Source organism: Alcanivorax sp. HI0044 (assembly GCF_001634945.1).
In genome coordinates this window covers 1-424 of record NZ_LWEZ01001102.1, presented here as the reverse complement: position 1 = coordinate 424, position 424 = coordinate 1, and the positions used below count along the sequence as shown (strand labels likewise).

The following is a 424-nucleotide window of genomic DNA, read 5'->3' as shown; positions in this document are numbered from 1 at the left end:
CGAGTACTGCGCACATCACCGATACCGGCCAGGCTTGGCTACGGCAGGCATCGATGAAGGCAAATCTTATTTGCCGTGCTTGGCGAAGTACTCGTCCGCCTTTTTTAGGATTTCATTCTCCAGCTCGGCTCGCTTGAGCTGCTTTTTCAGGCGAGAAATCTCTCCTTCCAGGTCTTTGAGGCTTTTATCGGGTCCCGTGTTCTGGACGGATTTAGCAGACGGTTTCTTGGTCACAATCCATTCTCTTCGCCAGCGGCTTAACAACTTTGGGTGTATGCCTAGCTTGCCAGCTAGTGCGGACTGTGTCTGCGTGGTGGATAGCGAGGCCTGCACGGCCTCGCGTTTGAAATCATCGCTGAAGTAGCGCTTGGCTTTGTATTTCATGACACCTTCTCTCCAAATGAAGGTGTCTACTTTTTCCGGG

General features: G+C 52.1%; 1 protein-coding gene. It reads right to left on the bottom strand.

The features are described from left to right. Positions 1–66: 66 nt before the first annotated feature. Positions 67–424: transposase (locus A3730_RS13140; RefSeq protein WP_231883955.1), on the bottom strand; the 358-nt coding region annotated here is incomplete at its 5' end.